Genomic DNA, 16,455 nt, shown 5'->3' with positions numbered 1-16,455 from the left:
TCTGAAGGGTGAGGGATGTTCTACTATCTTTCCAAGGTATTTTGGCTCCTCGTCCAGCCGTTGAATCTGGCGATCATCCTGCTGCTGGTTGCGTTGCTTGCTGCCTTGGTCGGGCGTAAAAAGCTGTTTGCCACCGGCAGCTGGCTGGCCTTTCTCATCCTCGCCCTCTCGACCTGGACCTCGCTCGGCGCGCTGATGCTCAACCCGCTCGAAGAGCGGTTCCCGCGCCCGCCGCTGCCGGAAAAGGTCGATGGCATCGTCGTGCTCGGCGGCGGCATGGAGGGCGCCATCAATTTCGCGCGTGGCGGCTATGAACTGAGTGCAAGCGGCGATCGGATGCTCGCGGCGGCCGTGCTGGCACGGCATTTTCCGACGCCGAAAGTCGTCATCTCAGGCGGCACCATCGCAATGATCGGCGAAGGCGAGGGCGATGCAGAGACGGCGCCGCGTCTGTTCGCCGCGTTTGGCGTGACGGCCGATCGGCTGATCCTCGAGAAAAAATCCCGAAACACCTACGAGAACGCCGTCTTCACCCGGGAACTTGTCACCCTGAAACCGGGCGAGATCTGGCTGCTGGTAACCTCGGCCTTCCACATGCCGCGCGCCAAGGCGCTGTTCGACAAGGCCGGCTTTGCCACCGTTCCTTGGCCGGTCGATTATCGCACCTCCGGCAAGGAAGGCATCGGCCTGTTCCGCGACGATCCCTTCGGTTCGCTGCAAACCGCCAGCACGGCGGTCCGCGAATGGATCGGGCTCGTCGCCTACTGGCTGTCGGGCCGAATCGATCGGCTTTTCCCCGGACCGGGTGTTGGTTCGGGCGGCTGACCGATCACGGCTAGCCGCGCCGCCGAGAAGAACTGGCGACGCACCAGAACCGCCAGCAACAGCAGCGTCGACAGTACGAACACCGTTGGGTCGACGAACCAGCCGAGGTAGCCGATCGAGAAGAAGACGCCGCGCATGCCGGAATTGAAATGTTTTCCGGCCAGCATGTTCATGCGCGCCGCCCGCCATACCGCGGTTTCGCTGACCGGGTTGCGTGAAGCCTCGCCGTGCGGGATCGGCACCGCACCGATCAGGATCGAGCAATAGTTGAACAGCCGGTAGGCCCAGCCGAACTTGAAAAAGGAATAGGCAAGGATCAGCACCAATCCGAACACCTTCATCTGAAAGGCGGAGCGGGATGATGTCGCGCCGAGCGGCAGATCGCTCAGCATCGAAACAACCTGATCGGAGGCGCCGAGCAGGGCAAAACAGCCGCCGATCGCAATCAGCGAACTGGAGGCGAAGAAGGCGGTTCCCTGTTGAAGACCTGCCATAATGGCGGTGTCGACGATGCGGATCTCGCGTTCGGCCATGGTCCGCATCCAGGCTTCGCGCTGGACGTTCATTGCCGTCGTCAGCGACATGCGGCTGACCAGCTTTCCGTCGGAGGCGAGCGTATGCAGCACCCATACGAAAAGGAAGAAGGCCAGCGCCACGAGGTCGGCCGTCGACAAATGAAAGGAATCGCCCATGCGACCCTTTTACCACAAGCGGTGGCGCCGCTTCGATGGCGGAACGCAACGATGTCGCTGCCGGAGCAAACAAGGTCGGCAGGTGCAGCGCCGCGATCTTCGAAAGAGCGGAAACATCACAGGAATTCCTATATGTAAATTCTAATAGGAGAGAGCGGCGAGTGTTCCTTTCGGTTTTCGACCTGTTCAAGATCGGCATTGGACCATCGAGTTCGCACACGATGGGGCCGATGACGGCTGCGCGGCGTTTTCTCGACGAGGTCGCGGGAGATGACTGGCCACGCCCGGCCGGCGCCAAGGTCGACCGCGTCGCTGCCAGCCTGCACGGCTCGCTTGCCTATACCGGCATCGGCCATGGTTCCGACCGTGCCGTCGTGCTCGGCCTTGCCGGCCAGATGCCGCAGACGGTGGACCCCGATCAGGCGGACAGCATCGTCGACCGTATTGCCGCCGACAAGCGGATTTCGCCGCCCGGCCATCCCTCCTATCGCTTCGACCCGGCAACGGATCTGGTGCTGGATCGCAAGACGCCGCTTTCCGGCCACGCCAACGGCATGGCCTTCTCCGCCTATGATGCCGACGATCGCCTGCTGCTCAAGCGCATCTATTATTCGATCGGCGGCGGCTTCGTGGTTTCCGAGGAAGAACTGCAGCGGATGAAGGTGAAGGGCTCGGTGACGACGGAAGGCAAGAAGGTTCCATACCCCTTCAAGAACGCCGTCGAGATGCTGTCGATGGCGGCAAAAAGCGGTCTTTCCATCGCCGACATGAAGCGCGTCAACGAAGAGACGCAGATGCCGCGCGAGGAACTCGACGCCGGCCTCGACGGCATCTGGAGCGCCATGAAGAGCTGCATCGAGCGTGGCCTGTCGCAGGACGGCATCATGCCGGGTGGGTTGAAGGTGCGCCGACGCGCGCGGCGATTGCATGACAAGCTGCAGGAGCAGTGGCAGCAGAACCGGCCCAATCCGCTGCTCGCCAACGACTGGCTGTCGATCTATGCCATGGCGGTGAACGAGGAGAACGCCGCCGGCGGGCGCGTCGTCACCGCGCCGACCAATGGTGCTGCAGGCACGCTGCCCGCGGTGCTGCGCTACTGGCTGCATTTCCATCCCGAGGCCGACCAGCCAAGCATCCGCGATTTCCTGCTGACCGCGGCGGCGATCGGCGGCATCATCAAGACCAACGCTTCGATCTCAGGCGCCGAGGTCGGCTGCCAGGGCGAGGTCGGTTCGGCCTCGGCGATGGCGGCAGCTGGGCTGTGCGCCGTCATGGGCGGCACGCCCGAGCAGGTCGAGAACGCCGCCGAGATCGCGCTTGAACATCATCTCGGCATGACCTGCGATCCGGTCGGTGGGCTGGTGCAGGTGCCTTGCATCGAGCGCAACGCGCTCGGCGCGGTCAAGGCGGTGACCGCTGCTTCGCTGGCCATCAAGGGCGACGGCGTTCATTTCGTGCCGCTCGATGCCGCAATCGAGACAATGCGCCAGACCGGGCTCGACATGAACGAGAAATACAAGGAAACCAGCCTCGGCGGACTGGCCGTCAATATCGTGGAATGCTGAGCCAAACCTGGCACTGCGAACACTGCGAACACTGGCACTGTGGAGAAAGTCGACCCGACCGTTGACGCCTTCGCACGCCGAACTAAACCTTAATCCATGTCTCTCAATCTCATAAAGCTCTGTGTCGGCTGCGACAGCGTCGAGGATCTCGAAGAGTGGATCGCCTTCCGCCTCGACGAACGGCGGCGCGCCGGTGAACCGGTCGAGCACTACCACACCACACGCATGATGCCGACGCGCGGCGCCGAGGTCACCGATGGCGGTTCCCTCTACTGGGTGATCAAGGGCAATGTGCAATGCCGGCAGTTGATCACGGAAATCCGTCCTTTCACCGATGACGAGGGCATCGGCCGCTGTCATCTGATGCTCGATCCCGCGGTCGTGCGCACCGAATGGCAGCCGCGCCGCGCCTTTCAAGGCTGGCGCTACCTGAAACCGACGGACGCACCTGCCGATCTCGGCAAGGGTAAAGCGGGATTGGTCGAGATGCCGCCGAAACTCAGGCGCGAGCTTGCCGATCTCGGCCTTCTCTAGGAAGGCGCCCCAAATTCAAAGCTGCCGTGATCGCTGGCCCTCCAGTCGCCTCATGCTGGGCTTGCAAGCTGTGCGACAACGCCACATCTTGAATGTCATGAGCGACAAGAAGCAGCCCGTGCCCGCAAAGGCCAATCCTGCGCCGGTCGAACCCCAATCGAGCACCGGCGAGATCGACGCCTTTATCCGTCAGGCGAGGACGCTCGCTGCGTCCGCGACCGGGTCAGGCAGGCTGATCCTTTCCCTCGACGCGACGATGAGCCGCCAGCCGACCTGGGATCTCGCCTGTGCGCTGCAGGGCGAGATGTTCGACGCCGTCGGCAAGGCCGGGGCGCTCAAGGTTCAACTGGTTTATTTTCGAGGTCTTGGCGAGTGCCGCTCATCCGCATTCGTCACCGATACGAACGCGCTGAAGCAGCTGATGACGAGGATCGAATGCCGCAGCGGCCACACCCAGATAGGCAAGGTGCTGGTCCATGCGCTGAAACAGACGGCGGCGGCCAAGGTCAACGCGCTGGTCTATATCGGCGATGCGATGGAAGAAAATATAGACGATCTGGCCGAAAAAGCCGGGAGCCTCGGCCTGCACGGCGTTCCTGTCTTCGTCTTTCAGGAGGGCCATGATGCCGACGCGGAAAAGGCATTCAAGGAAATTGCGCGGCTGTCCAAAGGGGCTTGGTTCCGATTTGATCGGCGGGCCGCCGCAACTTTGGCCAACCTGCTTTCGGCGGTCGCCGTGTTTGCAACCGGCGGGCTGAAGGCACTGGAGGCGAGGGGTAGGCCGGAAGACCGGCTGATGATCGAGCATTTGCGAGGCGGCAGGAAATAATGGGCGCGACTATCGCATTCGTGGCGTTGCTTTTGGTGCTGCTCGGCGTGGCCACGGTGTTTCTGCGCGCCGACCCCGCGAAACTCGCAAGCTGGATGAGGACAGTTGGGCCCGCCCTGCTGGCGCTGATCGGCGTCGCCGCGCTTCTGGTTGGACGCGCAGGCATCGGCGGCTTGATCCTGTCGACGGCGCTCGCCTGGTATGGCTCGATGCGGATGAAGCGGCCGACGGCGAAACTGGAGCCGGGCAAGCATTCGACGGTGCGCACCGCGGCACTCGAAATGGAGCTTGATCACGATACCGGCAGTCTGGAGGGGCTCGTGCTCGCCGGCCGCCATGAAGGCAAGATGCTTGGCACGATGAGCCTTGCGGAATTGCAGCAGCTTTATCGCGAACTCCCTGGCGACCCCGAGAGCCGCCAGTTGCTAGAGACGTATCTTGACGGCAGATTTCCCATCTGGCGCAAAGACGCTGAGGCGAATGGTGGCGACGGGCTGGGTGTTTCGCCAGGTTCGGGCGCCATGACTAAGGAGGAGGCCTACAAGATCCTTGGTCTTGAAGCGGGGGCCGCCGCGGCGGATGTCCGCAAGGCGCACCGCCGCTTGATGCAGCGCCTGCACCCCGATATCGGCGGCACTTCTTTTCTGGCGGCGCGAATCAACGAAGCCAAGGACGTCTTGCTCTCCGATCACAACTAGTCTCCTTCGACGCAGAATTTTTCCGGGAGATGTTTTCGACGCCGCCTACTGCTGGACGGCGTAACACTCGATTTTCTTTTTCTTCAGGGCGTTGCAGGCTTTCCAGGCAGCAGTCTTCGAACCAAAGCCGAACCGGGCGCGGTAGTAGGTGACGCCGTCCTTTTCGAAGGCGACGGTGAAACCTGTGGCATCGGCGAGGATCGAAGGCGCCTGCTTGCTCGTCTCATCCAGGAGAGCCTGGGCTTCGGATTGTTTTGGCGAAGAGGCGACCTGGACTGCCCAGCCGGACGGCACCGATGCCGTGTTGACGGGATCGACCGCCGCCGGTTCGGCGTAGGCTGCTGCGACCCGCGCCGTCGCCACATCGTCCGCCGTGGCCGCGGCCACTGTGTTGACCTTCTTGGTCTGAGAGACGGGCCTGGTCTGGACAACGGGGATGGTTTCTTCAACGGCGGGTTCGGTTTCCTCAACTAGCGAGGCAATGGCATCGCCGTCCGGGGCATCGTCGTCCGGCCTGCTGTCCGGCGTCGGCGCGTCGCGCTTGGGCAGGAACACTTTTGCCAGAGCGGTGATGGGATTGCCGCCGCCGGCCTTGGCGACCAGCATGCCGCTGCCGCGCGAGGAGGCCTTCGGCATGTAGGTGTTGATCAATGCGGCCATCTGGTTGTCGCGGCTGCCGCCGGATTTTCCGCCTATGATCACTGCGACGATGCGGCGATCGCCGTCGTCGACCGAGGAAACGAGATTGTAGCCGGAGGCGCGAGTATAACCGGTCTTGATACCGTCGACGCCCTTGATGCGCCCAAGCAGGCGGTTATGGCCGTTGATGCGCTTGCGGCCGTAGAGAAAGGAACGCTGCGAGAAATAGCCGTAATACTGGGGAAAATGCTCCCGCAGCGCGATGCCGAGTACCGCCATGTCGCGCGCGGTCGTGAATTGACCGGGATTTGGCAAGCCGTGGGAGTTGCGGAAAACAGTGCCCTTCATGCCCAGCGCCCGCGCCTTGGCTGTCATCATGTGGGCGAAATTGGCTTCATTGCCGCCAAGAAGCTCGCCGAGCGCCGTTGCCGAGTCGTTTGCCGACTTGGTCACCATCGACAGGATCGCGGTCTCGACCGTGATCGCGCCGCCCCGTCTGACGCCGAGTTTCGTTGGCGGTTCAGCGGCAGCATTGGCCGAGAAGACGACCCGGGAGTTCTTGCTGATCTTGCCGTTCGCCATGGCCTCGAAGGCCAGGTAAAGCGTCATCATCTTGGTGAGCGAGGCCGGGTAGCGCCGACCATCGGCATTCGAAGAATAGAGCACCTTGCCGGTCTTGGCATCGATGACGATAGCCGCTGACCTCGCCGCCATCGACGAAGCAGCGTCGGCAACGACGAATGTCATCGCCAAAGCGAGGATCATGATCGTTTTCAAAGAGGACGAGGATTTGGAGAGAATGCCCGACAACGCCTGACGCACCGATGGTTCCTTTGAATTTTTTGTTGCTGGAGGCGGCAAAGGTCCTGCCTCACTTCAAGCCAAGCTATCGCGGTCAGCGTTACCAATCCGTTTATGGTAACCACCGTGTTCACCATTTTCTTCGGGCTTGAGCTTCTCTTTATTCGAATTTTAGCCATTGCCGGTGGCTGGGCCTGTATGCCGCGCCGGTCGGCTGGAACCCCGCTCGGTGAAACATTGACTTTTTGTGCAGTGCACAATATATAACTTGCATTGCACAACGCGGCCCCGGACAGGGCGCGTCTACCGTTCAACGTCAACTGTCAAGGGAGCGTGAAATGACCCAGACCTATGAAGATTTCAGCAAATACGGCAAGGAGTTTGCCGACACCGGCTTGAAGAGCTTCGCATCCCTTTCCAAGGGTGCGCAGGCCATCGCCACCGAGGCGGGCGAGTACACCAAGAAAAGCTTCGAGGCCGGCAGCGCAGCAGCCGAGAAACTTTTGTCGGCCAAGTCGCTGGAGAAGGCGATCGAGATCCAGTCCGATTTTGCCAAGCAGTCGTACGAAGCCTTCGTCAACGAAGCCACCAAGATCGGCGATCTCTATGCCGAACTCGCCAAAGAAGCCTACAAGCCGTTCGAATCAATGGTCGCAAAAGCGAAATAACCTCGCTATAATGTGAAGATGGCCTCGGGCCTGCAAGACAGACCCGGTCGCGAGCGCGCGGCCGGGTTTTTTCATGGCAATTTGAAATCAGAGGGTTCTGCTGCCTTCACGATTTCGAAAAATCGGTCAAGTTTGGCCACCTAGCCATATTGTCAGCTAAACAGAAGGGCTTAAAATCGTCCATCGAAGACCTACATGTCGAACTCATATGGGGATTCGAAAAGGCAGGGCTACGTGACGATTGGTTTGACTGCCACGAGAGATGTAGTGCGGATGCAAAACGGCAGCGACGGCAATGAGGCCGGTCGCGGCACGGCCGTCATCACGCGCACCAAGACCAAGATCAAGAAGCCTAGCCTTTATCGGGTCCTCATTCTCAACGACGACTACACGCCCATGGAATTCGTGGTTCACGTGCTGGAGCGTTTTTTCCAGAAGGACCGTGAAGCCGCCACCCGCATCATGCTCCATGTTCACAATCATGGAGTGGGCGAGTGCGGGGTCTATACATTCGAGGTGGCCGAGACCAAAGTGTCTCAGGTCATGGATTTCGCCCGACAGAATCAGCATCCGCTGCAATGCGTGATGGAGAAGAAGTGAGGTAACATGCCGGCTTTCTCCCAAGGCCTGGAAAAGGCGCTTCACCAGGCGCTGACGCTCGCCAATGAGCGGCACCACGAATACGCAACCCTTGAACATTTGCTGCTCGCCCTTATCGACGACACCGAGGCGGCCGCGGTCATGCGCGCCTGCAACGTCGATCTCGACGAGTTGAAGCATACGGTTCTCACCTATATCGACACCGAGCTCGACAATCTCGTTACCGGCTATGACGAGGATTCCAAGCCGACGGCCGGTTTCCAGCGCGTCATCCAGCGCGCGGTGATCCATGTGCAGTCGTCCGGCCGCGAGGAAGTCTCCGGCGCCAATGTGCTCGTTGCCATCTTCGCCGAGCGCGAGAGCCATGCTGCCTATTTCCTGCAGGAACAGCAGATGACCCGCTACGACGCGGTCAACTACATCTCGCATGGCATCGCCAAGCGCCCCGGCGCATCCGAGACGCGGTCGCCGCGCGGCGCCGACGACGAACAGGGCGGCCAAAGCGGCGCCGAGCCGCAAGAGGACGGCGGCAAGAAAAAGCAGCAGCAGGACGCGCTGACCGCCTATTGCATCAATCTGAACAACAAGGCCAAGGCCGGCAAGATCGATCCGCTGATCGGCCGCGGGTCCGAGATCAACCGCACCATCCAGGTGCTGTGCCGCCGCTCCAAGAACAATCCGCTCTATGTCGGCGACCCCGGCGTCGGCAAGACGGCGATCGCCGAAGGCCTTGCCAAGCGCATCGTGGAGGGAGACGTGCCGGAAGTGCTGCACAACGCCACCATCTTCGCGCTTGATATGGGAACATTGCTGGCCGGCACCCGCTATCGCGGCGATTTCGAGGAGCGGCTGAAGCAGGTCGTCAAGGAACTCGAGGATTATCCGGGCGCGGTGCTGTTCATCGACGAGATCCACACGGTGATCGGGGCAGGGGCGACGTCGGGCGGCGCCATGGATGCGTCGAACCTGTTGAAGCCGGCGCTGTCGTCCGGAACGATCCGCTGCATCGGCTCGACCACCTACAAGGAGTTCCGCCAGTTCTTCGAGAAGGACCGCGCCTTGGTGCGGCGCTTCCAGAAGATCGATGTCAACGAGCCGACCATCGAGGACGCCATCGAGATCATGAAGGGTCTGAAGCCGTATTTCGAGGAGTTCCACAAGGTCCGCTACACGGCTGAGGCGATCAAGGCTTCGGTCGAACTGTCGGCGCGCTACATCAATGACCGCAAGCTGCCGGACAAGGCGATCGACGTGATCGACGAGACCGGCGCCTCGCAGATGCTGGTGCCGGAGGCCAAGCGCAAGAAGACCATCGGCATCAAGGAGATCGAAGCGACGATCGCCACCATCGCCCGCATTCCGCCGAAGACGGTTTCCGCCGACGACGAGAAGGTGCTGGCCGGTCTCGACGTCGAGCTGAAGCGCGTCGTCTACGGTCAGGACACCGCGATCACGGCGTTGACCTCGGCGATCAAGCTGGCGCGGGCCGGCTTGCGCGAACCGGAGAAGCCGATCGGCTCCTATCTGTTCTCGGGACCAACCGGCGTCGGCAAGACCGAAGTGGCAAAGCAGCTCGCCGCCTCGCTCGGTGTCGAGCTGATCCGCTTCGACATGTCCGAATATATGGAACGCCACACCGTCTCGCGGCTGATCGGCGCGCCTCCCGGCTATGTCGGCTTCGACCAGGGCGGCCTGCTGACCGACGGCGTCGACCAGCATCCGCATTGCGTGCTGTTGCTGGACGAGGTCGAGAAGGCGCATCCGGACCTGTTCAACATCCTGTTGCAGGTCATGGACCACGGCAAGCTGACCGACCACAACGGCAAGCAGATCGACTTCCGCAATGTCATCCTGATCATGACCACCAATGCGGGCGCCTCGGATGCGCAGCGCGCGGCGATCGGTTTTGGCTCGACCAAGCGCGAAGGTGATGATGTCGAGGCGATCAACCGGCTGTTCACGCCAGAGTTCCGCAACCGTCTCGATGCGATCATCCCGTTCGGCTCGCTGCCGATTCCGGTCATCCACCAGGTGGTGCAGAAGTTTGTCATGCAGCTCGAGGCCCAGCTCTCCGAGCGTGGCGTCACCTTCGACCTGTCGCAGGAGGCGATCGCCTGGCTGGCCGAGAAGGGCTATGACGAACGAATGGGTGCGCGGCCGCTCGGCCGGGTCATCCAGGAGCACATCAAGAAGCCACTGGCCGACGAGGTGCTGTTCGGCAAGCTCAAGAAGGGCGGCACGGTGCGCGTCACCGTCGAGAAGAAGGAGACCGGGGAGACCGGCCTGAAGCTCGAGTCACTCGCCGACGAGGCGCCGGTCAAGCCGAAGAAGGAAGAACCGGACGACACGCCGAAGCCGAAGAAAGCTGCCATCAAGAAGCCCGTCGCGAAAAAGGCGATCGCGCAGAAGGCGGAGCCCAAGGGCAAGGATGGCGGCAAGCGCAGCCTGGTGCCGCAACTGCCCCGCAAGGGGTGATGGCCTGAAAACTAGAAAAGCCCCGGAAACGGGGCTTTTTTTGTTAGATGAAGAGGTAGTGATGTGAGTTGCCGAAGGCATTTGGTGTGCGACGCCCGGCTTCAGTTTCCCAGCGCCGTTCGTATCTTGCCGGCGTTCTCAGCCAACACTTCTGGCTTCTCCATCTGACCGCTATGCGGCTTCAAAGGAATGCCCTCGAAGCGTGGAATGATGTGAACATGGAGGTGAAAGACGGTCTGGCCCGAAGCAGGCTCGTTGAACTGCATGACTGTGACACCATCGGCATCGAAGGCCTTTTTTACTGCCCGCGCAACTTTCTGGACATTTGCGAAGAGCGGGCCGAACACTGCCGGATCGGCATCGAGCAGGTTGCGCGACGGCGCCTTCGGCACAACCAGCGTATGACCCGGCCCTTGCGGCATCACATCCATGAAGGCGACAACTGCGTCATCTTCATAGACGCGATGCGACGGGATTTCACCGCGTAGGATTTTCGCGAAGATATTGCTGCTGTCGTAGGTTGCTTCGGCCATGGCGTGCGCTCCGGATTGTGCCTTGCTCTACCGTACCGACCCGAAAATCGGAATCGATTTTCGGAAAGTACGATGCGGAAATTCAAAGTGTTAGAGCGTACTTTGTGCGTCCAATTGGACGCACGTCGCCCTAATCGCCCGCCATATCCTTGCGGAATGGCGTGTGCTCTTCAAGATAGTCGCCCATCCGCTGCACTTCGCGCCGCTCGCGCCTGAGATAGTCGGCGACCGCGTTGCGCAAGCCCGGATGCGCGATGTAATGCGCCGAATGCATGGTCACCGGCCTATAGCCGCGCGCCAGCTTGTGCTCGCCTTGCGCGCCCGCTTCGACCACTTTCAGCTTACGGTCGATCGCGAAGTCGATCGCCTGGTGATAGCAGACCTCGAAATGCAGGAACGGATGGTCTTCGATGCAGCCCCAGTTGCGGCCGTAGAGCGCATCGGAACCGATGAAATTGATAGCGCCGGCAATGTAGCGTCCATTGCGCTTGGCCATCACCAGCAGGATGTCGTCGGCCATGCGCTCGCCGATCATCGAGAAAAACTCACGGCTGAGGTAGGGCCGCCCCCATTTTCTGCTGCCGGTATCCATGTAGAAGGCAAAGAAGTCGTCCCAGATCCTTTCGGTGAGATCCCTGCCGGTCAGCCAGTCGATCGAGATGCCGTGAGCGAGCGCCTCGCGCCGCTCCTTCTTCATAGCCTTGCGCTTGCGCGATGCCAGGGTGGCGAGAAAATCGTCGTAGGTCGAATAACCTTCATTGAAGAAGTGGAACTGCTGGTCGGTGCGGTGCAGGAAGCCCGCCGCTTCCAGCGCCCCGACATCCTTCTGCTGCGCGAAGGTTACGTGCGCGGAAGACACGCCGAGCTTGTCCGTCACCGCCTTCAGGCCCGCTGCCAAGCCGGCTTTCACGGCGCGACTGTCCTCGCCCTTGTTGACCAGCAGGCGAGGACCGGTGACCGGCGTGAACGGCACGGCGCATTGCAGTTTTGGGTAGTAACGCCCGCCGGCGCGCTCGAACGCGTCCGACCAGCCGTGATCGAAAACATACTCGCCCTGGCTATGCGATTTCAGGTAGCAGGGAACGGCACCGAGCAGCTTTCCCTGCGCTGTCTCCAGCCTGAGATGATGGCCCTGCCAGCCGGTGCGCCGCACGGCGCAGCCCGAATCCTCAAGTGCGCTCAGAAAAGCGAATGAAACGAGGGGATTGTAGCCGTTTTCTGTGTCGCCGCGTGCGGTACCGCCGAGGCCATCCCATTCCGCGCAGGTGAAGGCTCCGATGCCGGAGGCAACCCGGATCGCATACGCTCCATTCGCCGTTTGCCCGTCGCCTTCATCGCCTTGATCCATGAGGCTTATTTAAGCTCCGTGCCGGTCCATGCAAGCTCGGTTTCAAGCGACCTGTACAAGATCGGGTTCGAATCCTTCGAACGTCATTTGGTCGGCGTATCTAAAGGTCAAGTCGACCGCCGGTTGGTCGAGCACGGTCCAGGTGATGACCGGCATTTTGAGCCTTTCGCGCACGAAACTGACAAACCGGTTCGGCAGGTCGCCGGCGGCGTAGGAGGCGAAGGCGATGTCGTGCGCCAGCATGGCGAAATGCGCCTCGATCAGCTTGACGTCATTGCCATAAGCGGTCAGCCCGCCCGGAATGCCGGGCGCGTGTTTCGGGAAATCGCGGATCAGCCAGTGGTCGAACGACATGATCGCCGCCTTGCCCTTGTAGTGCTTGAGCATCTTGCCGACGCTTTCCACCAGGCCCTCGTCCCGGCCGGGGACCCCTTTCAGCTCGACGACCATCGGCACACGACCATCGACCAGGTCGAGTGCCTGCTGCAGAGTCGGCAGATGGTCTGATGTGCCGCCAACCGTGAGCGCAGTCATCTCCGCTGCCGTTCGCTGCCAGACGAAGCCGTCCTGGCCGGTCAGCCGCTTCAGATCGCTGTCGTGAATGACGACCGGGATGCGGTCAGACGACAGATGCACGTCGCATTCGATCGCATAGCCGCGTTCGGCTGCCGCGGCAAAGGCGGAAAGCGTGTTCTCCCAGCGCGTCTTGTTCATGTCGTGGAGGCCGCGATGGGCAACGGGTCGGGCGGTCAGCCAGGAAAGATCGGTCATGACAGGCTCATTCGACTTCGAAGATGGCTTCGATTTCCACTGCGGCATTAAGCGGCAGGGAGGCGGCGCCGACGGCGGAGCGGGCATGTTTGCCGTGATCGCCGAGCACTGCAACCAGAAAATCCGAGGCGCCGTTGGCAACCAGGTGCTGTTCGACAAAATCTGGCGCCGAGGCGACGAAGACGGTGATCTTCACCAGGCGGCGGATTTTCTTGAGATCGCCAAGGGCTGCCTTGGCCTGCGCCAATATGTTGATCGCGCAGTATTTTGCCGCTTCCTTGCCGCTTGCGGTGTCGACATCGCGGCCGAGCAGCCCACTCGCCTGCAGCTTGCCCTCGCTGAGCGGCAGCTGCCCGGCGGTGAACAGCAGGTTGCCCGACCTGGAATGGGGCAAGTAGTTGGCGGCGGGCGCGGCGGCGACCGGAAGCGTCACGCCGAGATCGCTTAGCCGCTTTTCGATTGTTTCACTCATGGTATTTCCCTATTGCTTGATGACGCCGCGCAGGCCGGGCCGAAATTGCTATTTTTGCCTCGCTTCCGCCACGACTTTTTTTAAGCTGGACCCTCTTTCCCTGCGGCCTGCCATCAGGCGCGATGATCGGAGCCCCTCATGCGCGCAACACGCCTCGCATTCCACGCCGTCCTGCTGCCGGCGGTGTTCTCGATGGCGCCGGCTTTTGCCGTACCGGCGCTGCAGGCGCATCGCGCGGTTTATGATCTGAGCCTGGACAAAGCCTCCGATCGCTCCGGCATCACCGGCATTTCCGGCCGCATGGTCTATGAGTTCAACGGTTCGCCTTGCGAAGGCTACACGGTGAAGTTCCGCTTCGTCACCCAGATTGCCACCAACGACAATGCAACAAAGCTGACCGACCAGCAGACGACCACTTTCGAGGACGCCGAAGGCAAGACGTTCTCGTTCGTGACAAAATCCTTCGTCGACCAGAACCTCGACAAGGAGGTCAAGGGCACCGCGACGAAGGAGACGAAGGGCCTCAAGGTCGACATCGACAAGCCGGAGAAGAGCAGCCTCGAACTCGCCGCCACCCAGTTTCCGACCCAGCATCTGGCCGAACTGATCGACAAGGCCGAAAAGGGCGAAAATTTCTACGAAACCAACCTGTTCGACGGCTCGGAAGATGCCGACAAGGTGATGACCACCACCGTTGTCGTCGGCAAGAAAGCCGATGCCGACAAGGCTGATCCGGAAGCGCCGGCACTGGCGAAACTCGCCACCGACAAATACTGGCCGGTCGACATCGCCTATTTCGACGGCACCGACAAGTCAGGCGAGGAGGTGCCGGAGTACCGGATCAGCTTCAAGCTGCATGGCAACGGAATCACGCGCGACCTCGTCATGGACTATGGCGAGTTCTCGATGACCGGCAAGCTGGTCAATCTGTCGTTGTTCGATCAGTCGAAAGCCTGTCCGCCGAAATAGGCTTCAGGTTAGCCACGCCCACAAGGCGGCGGCGAATGACTTGAACACGCCGCAATTGCATCTCAACTTCTACGCCGATGGGTCGATCGGGGGGTGGGTTGAGCAGAATCGATGTGTTCGTGGCGCCGAGACCCAATCCGGCGCTGATCAGGATCATGACTGTAGTCAACCGGGTTGTCATGCTGCATGGCATTCCCGGGTTTCGCGACCTGTTGCCGTTCAACCGCCTGGCCGGATTGCGCGGCGTCGCCAATGTCCGTCATATCGACTTTCCCGACGACGACCGGCAGCGGCTGAAGGCCTGTTGCGGCGCCGGCAAGGCGACGTTCATCACGCCCAACCATCCGGAATTCTTTACCGACTGGATGATCGACAAGGAGATCGTCTCGCAGGTCAGTCCGCTCGCGGCATCCTGGGCCACACATGGCGTCGTCAACGGCCTCGGCCGGATCATGCAGAAATTCTGGCTGGCCAACAATCTGATCGCCCAGATTCCCGGCAATAGTGGGGCTGCCAAGGAACACTCGATCGCCTGGGCGCTGAAGGGGCACGGTGTTCTCTTGCATCCCGAAGGCGGCGTCGGCTGGCATGCCAATGTCGTCGGTCCGCTTCTTCCGGGGGCGGTCGAGATGGGGTTCGAAGCGCTCAAGCGCGGTCGCGCGACGGATCAGGATTCTAGGGCTTGGATCGCGCCGGTTGTCTGGAAGCTCGCCTTCACCAAAAATGTCGAGCCGACGTTGGCGCAGGAATGCGCCTATGTCGAGAAGAGCCTGAAGATCGAACGCCGTGCCGCCGATACGCTGCCGGAGCGCGTCCACCATATCTATGCGACGCTGCTGTCGCGCGATGAGCTTGCCTGTGGCATGGCACCCAACGAACGGGCTTCGTATGCAGCGCGTCAGACGCAACTGCTGCTCGAATTGAGCCGGCGCCTGGGGGAGGGCATTTCGTTTGATCCCGGCGCCAACGAGATCGCCGAGCTTTTGCGCCGGTCGCGCCGCTGGCTGCGGGAAAACACCGGCGACGCCGAACGACAAAAACAGGTCCGGACGCTGGCGGACACCATTCAGCGCCTCCAACGCGTCGGACCGTGGGTCTCAGCCAACTCGCGCATCACGCAAGAGGAGATCGCCGAGCATCTGAAGCGCATCCGCAACGACTATTGCAAGGGCACGCTGCGCGACACGATCAACCGCTTCGTGCCGCAGCCGGCCGGGCCGCGCTGCGCGCATATCCGGGTGCCGGAGCCGTTGGGATTGCACGCCTTTCCGGGCTCGATCGACGATGCGCTCGCCGAACTGCACCGCCGTATGCAGGCGGCTGTCACCGGGATCGTGGCCGAACTCGAAGCCGCCGGCGGCTTCATTTTCTATCCGAATCCCTTCTATCATCGCTAACGTTTGGATCTTGGCCCCAAGTGAACTGCGGCTCCGCTGGTCGGCGCAAGATGAAGGAGTGCGGCAAGCCTCATGGCGGTTTATGTCGACGCGGCGATCTGGAAATGGGTCGGCCACCGCTGGTGTCACCTGCTGGCCGACGACACCGATGAGCTGCATCGTTTTGCAGCACAGCTCGGCATCAAGCGCTCGTCCTATCAGGGACCGCCGAAGACATCGGCGCCGCATTATGACATAACCGGCTTCGAGCGCGACCGCGCGGTGCGGCAAGGCGCCATCGAATGCAGCCGCGAAGAGATCGTTGCTGTTTTCCGGCGTGTCCGGGTGCCGAAGGGGAAGATACGACCATGACGTTGACGGCATTTCTGGCTTACTGCGCTGCGATCACATTCGCCGCCGCCACGCCTGGCCCGGCGGTATTCACGGTCATTACCAACGGCGTCTCGCGCGGGTTCGTTCGCGCGTTCCTGGCTGGCCTCGGTATCGCTTGATGAACAGGTTTGCCGGCGGCGCCATGATCGGCACCGGTGCGCTGATCGCCGCACGCTGAGCCGCAAGACACCAGGGCAACGAGTTCAGGTTAACGACGGCGTGTAATTTGTGGTCTGTCGCAGGTTAGCGTGATTCAAAGAGGCTTCC

At 61.5% G+C, this 16,455-nt stretch carries 18 protein-coding genes; 12 read left to right on the top strand and 6 right to left on the bottom strand.

Annotated elements, in window-relative coordinates; genetic code table 11:
- Positions 1-15 precede the first annotated feature (15 nt).
- On the top strand, positions 16-825 hold the full coding sequence (locus AC0L3N_RS09545; protein WP_473547314.1) for a YdcF family protein: 810 nt from the start codon (positions 16-18) through the stop codon (positions 823-825).
- On the opposite strand, the gene AC0L3N_RS09540 is transcribed toward AC0L3N_RS09545, so the two are convergent.
- Entirely contained in the window at positions 762-1,517 is a 756-nt protein-coding gene (locus AC0L3N_RS09540; protein WP_123145830.1) for a DUF599 domain-containing protein, read from the bottom strand. The two genes, AC0L3N_RS09545 and AC0L3N_RS09540, sit on opposite strands and share 64 nt — an antisense overlap.
- Positions 1,518-1,678: 161 nt before the next feature.
- Here AC0L3N_RS09540 and AC0L3N_RS09535 point away from each other — a divergent pair, with 161 nt between their 5' ends.
- The 4 genes from AC0L3N_RS09535 (at position 1,679) to AC0L3N_RS09520 (ending at position 5,143) form a co-directional block, all read left to right on the top strand.
- On the top strand, positions 1,679-3,082 hold the full coding sequence (locus tag AC0L3N_RS09535; protein WP_095493060.1) for an L-serine ammonia-lyase: 1,404 nt from the start codon (positions 1,679-1,681) through the stop codon (positions 3,080-3,082).
- A gap of 96 nt (positions 3,083-3,178) precedes the next feature.
- On the top strand, positions 3,179-3,616 hold the full coding sequence (locus AC0L3N_RS09530; protein ID WP_123145832.1) for a DUF1489 family protein: 438 nt from the start codon (positions 3,179-3,181) through the stop codon (positions 3,614-3,616).
- Positions 3,617-3,713: 97 nt separating this feature from the next.
- Positions 3,714-4,445 carry a VWA domain-containing protein gene (locus AC0L3N_RS09525; RefSeq protein WP_473547311.1) on the top strand — a complete coding sequence of 244 codons (732 nt, stop codon included), beginning with the start codon at positions 3,714-3,716 and terminating at the stop codon, positions 4,443-4,445.
- A complete protein-coding gene (locus tag AC0L3N_RS09520) occupies positions 4,445-5,143 on the top strand; it encodes a DnaJ domain-containing protein (RefSeq protein ID WP_123145834.1) in 699 nt (232 codons plus the stop codon). The genes AC0L3N_RS09525 and AC0L3N_RS09520 overlap by 1 nt, the downstream gene beginning before the upstream one ends.
- Positions 5,144-5,188: 45 nt before the next feature.
- Here AC0L3N_RS09520 and AC0L3N_RS09515 read toward each other — a convergent pair whose 3' ends face one another.
- The gene (locus tag AC0L3N_RS09515; RefSeq protein ID WP_473547308.1) at positions 5,189-6,604 is read right to left on the bottom strand and encodes a D-alanyl-D-alanine carboxypeptidase; all 1,416 of its coding nucleotides are present in this window, start codon (positions 6,602-6,604) and stop codon (positions 5,189-5,191) included.
- 317 nt (positions 6,605-6,921) lie between these two features.
- Here AC0L3N_RS09515 and AC0L3N_RS09510 point away from each other — a divergent pair, with 317 nt between their 5' ends.
- The 3 genes from AC0L3N_RS09510 to clpA all read left to right on the top strand — a co-directional run bounded on the left by AC0L3N_RS09510 (position 6,922) and on the right by clpA (position 10,326).
- Positions 6,922-7,251 carry a phasin family protein gene (locus tag AC0L3N_RS09510; protein ID WP_292209689.1) on the top strand — a complete coding sequence of 110 codons (330 nt, stop codon included), beginning with the start codon at positions 6,922-6,924 and terminating at the stop codon, positions 7,249-7,251.
- 273 nt (positions 7,252-7,524) lie between these two features.
- A complete protein-coding gene (gene clpS, locus AC0L3N_RS09505; RefSeq protein ID WP_165848388.1) occupies positions 7,525-7,851 on the top strand; it encodes an ATP-dependent Clp protease adapter ClpS in 327 nt (108 codons plus the stop codon).
- A gap of 6 nt (positions 7,852-7,857) precedes the next feature.
- Positions 7,858-10,326: an ATP-dependent Clp protease ATP-binding subunit ClpA gene (clpA, locus tag AC0L3N_RS09500; protein ID WP_123145837.1), complete on the top strand. Its 2,469-nt coding sequence runs from the start codon at positions 7,858-7,860 to the stop codon at positions 10,324-10,326.
- A gap of 101 nt (positions 10,327-10,427) precedes the next feature.
- On the opposite strand, the gene AC0L3N_RS09495 is transcribed toward clpA, so the two are convergent.
- The 4 genes from AC0L3N_RS09495 to AC0L3N_RS09480 form a co-directional block, all read right to left on the bottom strand.
- Positions 10,428-10,859 carry an HIT family protein gene (locus tag AC0L3N_RS09495; RefSeq protein ID WP_473547306.1) on the bottom strand — a complete coding sequence of 144 codons (432 nt, stop codon included), beginning with the start codon at positions 10,857-10,859 and terminating at the stop codon, positions 10,428-10,430.
- Positions 10,860-10,989: 130 nt separating this feature from the next.
- A complete protein-coding gene (locus AC0L3N_RS09490; protein ID WP_473547304.1) occupies positions 10,990-12,207 on the bottom strand; it encodes a GNAT family N-acetyltransferase in 1,218 nt (405 codons plus the stop codon).
- Between the two features lie 42 nt (positions 12,208-12,249).
- Positions 12,250-12,978, bottom strand: a complete 729-nt coding sequence (locus tag AC0L3N_RS09485) for a glycerophosphodiester phosphodiesterase (protein ID WP_473547302.1) — start codon at positions 12,976-12,978, stop codon at positions 12,250-12,252.
- A 7-nt stretch (positions 12,979-12,985) separates the two neighbouring features.
- Positions 12,986-13,450 (bottom strand): RidA family protein, encoded by a 465-nt coding sequence (locus AC0L3N_RS09480; protein WP_473547300.1) that lies wholly within the window; start codon positions 13,448-13,450, stop codon positions 12,986-12,988.
- Between the two features lie 138 nt (positions 13,451-13,588).
- Between AC0L3N_RS09480 and AC0L3N_RS09475 the strand changes: the two genes are divergently transcribed.
- The 4 genes from AC0L3N_RS09475 to AC0L3N_RS09460 all read left to right on the top strand — a co-directional run bounded on the left by AC0L3N_RS09475 (position 13,589) and on the right by AC0L3N_RS09460 (position 16,307).
- Positions 13,589-14,419 carry a cell envelope integrity EipB family protein gene (locus AC0L3N_RS09475; RefSeq protein ID WP_473547298.1) on the top strand — a complete coding sequence of 277 codons (831 nt, stop codon included), beginning with the start codon at positions 13,589-13,591 and terminating at the stop codon, positions 14,417-14,419.
- A 98-nt stretch (positions 14,420-14,517) separates the two neighbouring features.
- Positions 14,518-15,816 (top strand): hypothetical protein, encoded by a 1,299-nt coding sequence (locus tag AC0L3N_RS09470; RefSeq protein WP_473547296.1) that lies wholly within the window; start codon positions 14,518-14,520, stop codon positions 15,814-15,816.
- 72 nt (positions 15,817-15,888) lie between these two features.
- The gene (locus AC0L3N_RS09465) at positions 15,889-16,167 is read left to right on the top strand and encodes a DUF4031 domain-containing protein (RefSeq protein WP_473547294.1); all 279 of its coding nucleotides are present in this window, start codon (positions 15,889-15,891) and stop codon (positions 16,165-16,167) included.
- Positions 16,164-16,307: a hypothetical protein gene (locus tag AC0L3N_RS09460; protein ID WP_473547292.1), complete on the top strand. Its 144-nt coding sequence runs from the start codon at positions 16,164-16,166 to the stop codon at positions 16,305-16,307. The genes AC0L3N_RS09465 and AC0L3N_RS09460 overlap by 4 nt, the downstream gene beginning before the upstream one ends.
- Positions 16,308-16,455 lie beyond the last annotated feature (148 nt).

The sequence above is a fragment of the Mesorhizobium sp. WSM4807 genome (assembly GCF_055811615.1).
This window is presented reverse-complemented; position numbering and strand designations above follow the sequence as displayed.

Coding starts and splice junctions, on each gene's coding strand:
- AC0L3N_RS09545 (WP_473547314.1), top strand. CDS start 16: ATGTTCTACTATCTTTCCAAGGTATTTTGGCTCCTCGTCCAGCCGTTG.
- AC0L3N_RS09490 (WP_473547304.1), bottom strand. CDS start 12,207: ATGGATCAAGGCGATGAAGGCGACGGGCAAACGGCGAATGGAGCGTAT.
- AC0L3N_RS09530 (WP_123145832.1), top strand. CDS start 3,179: ATGTCTCTCAATCTCATAAAGCTCTGTGTCGGCTGCGACAGCGTCGAG.
- AC0L3N_RS09465 (WP_473547294.1), top strand. CDS start 15,889: ATGGCGGTTTATGTCGACGCGGCGATCTGGAAATGGGTCGGCCACCGC.
- AC0L3N_RS09510 (WP_292209689.1), top strand. CDS start 6,922: ATGACCCAGACCTATGAAGATTTCAGCAAATACGGCAAGGAGTTTGCC.
- AC0L3N_RS09480 (WP_473547300.1), bottom strand. CDS start 13,450: ATGAGTGAAACAATCGAAAAGCGGCTAAGCGATCTCGGCGTGACGCTT.
- AC0L3N_RS09525 (WP_473547311.1), top strand. CDS start 3,714: ATGAGCGACAAGAAGCAGCCCGTGCCCGCAAAGGCCAATCCTGCGCCG.
- AC0L3N_RS09520 (WP_123145834.1), top strand. CDS start 4,445: ATGGGCGCGACTATCGCATTCGTGGCGTTGCTTTTGGTGCTGCTCGGC.
- AC0L3N_RS09485 (WP_473547302.1), bottom strand. CDS start 12,978: ATGACCGATCTTTCCTGGCTGACCGCCCGACCCGTTGCCCATCGCGGC.
- clpA (WP_123145837.1), top strand. CDS start 7,858: ATGCCGGCTTTCTCCCAAGGCCTGGAAAAGGCGCTTCACCAGGCGCTG.
- AC0L3N_RS09475 (WP_473547298.1), top strand. CDS start 13,589: ATGCGCGCAACACGCCTCGCATTCCACGCCGTCCTGCTGCCGGCGGTG.
- AC0L3N_RS09540 (WP_123145830.1), bottom strand. CDS start 1,517: ATGGGCGATTCCTTTCATTTGTCGACGGCCGACCTCGTGGCGCTGGCC.
- AC0L3N_RS09495 (WP_473547306.1), bottom strand. CDS start 10,859: ATGGCCGAAGCAACCTACGACAGCAGCAATATCTTCGCGAAAATCCTA.
- AC0L3N_RS09460 (WP_473547292.1), top strand. CDS start 16,164: ATGACGTTGACGGCATTTCTGGCTTACTGCGCTGCGATCACATTCGCC.
- clpS (WP_165848388.1), top strand. CDS start 7,525: ATGCAAAACGGCAGCGACGGCAATGAGGCCGGTCGCGGCACGGCCGTC.